The organism is Rhodococcus sp. T2V, assembly GCF_029269925.1.
Taxonomy (GTDB): domain Bacteria; phylum Actinomycetota; class Actinomycetes; order Mycobacteriales; family Mycobacteriaceae; genus Rhodococcus_F; species Rhodococcus_F koreensis.
This window is the reverse complement of the sequence record NZ_JARJBD010000418.1, coordinates 1-437: the sequence shown is the minus strand read 5'-3', so window position 1 is coordinate 437 and position 437 is coordinate 1. Positions and strand designations below refer to the sequence as shown.

2 protein-coding genes are annotated in these 437 nt (G+C 65.2%); both read left to right on the top strand.

Annotated elements, in window-relative coordinates:
• The coding region (locus tag P3H15_RS54655; protein ID WP_276144910.1) for an acyl-CoA carboxylase epsilon subunit at positions 1-335 on the top strand (335 nt) is incomplete at its 5' end.
• A 26-nt stretch (positions 336-361) separates the two neighbouring features.
• Positions 362-437 (top strand): biotin carboxylase N-terminal domain-containing protein (locus P3H15_RS56050; protein WP_369426244.1); only part of this gene is annotated, 76 nt, incomplete at its 3' end.

Here is a 437-nt window from a genome sequence, read left to right as displayed (position 1 = left end):
ACCCTCCCGCCCAAGAAGCATGGGAACATCCCGCTATGAGCGTCGGCGAATCATTCGGCACCTTGACCGCGGAGTTGGTCGTCGACGAGGTGCTCGACGAGATCGCGCTGGGCTCCGGCATCGCCGAAGAGTCGCCGGCGGCACCGGCCGTGACGTTCTCGGGCAACCCGAGCGACACGGACATCGCCGCGGTGCTCGCAGTGTTCGCTGCGATCGCCTCGTCCGGTTCCGCGGCGGAAACGCCCGCGTCCGATGACGATTCGTGGGGCACCCCCGCCCTCATTCTGCGTCGGCAAGTAGCCGCCGCTGCCGTCCTGGTCAACGCAGGCTACTGAAACTGTAGAAAAGGGAAGACATTTCGATGAGTAGTGCACGTATTTCCAAGGTGCTCGTCGCGAACCGCGGTGAGATCGCAGTGCGGGTGATCCGGGCCGCCG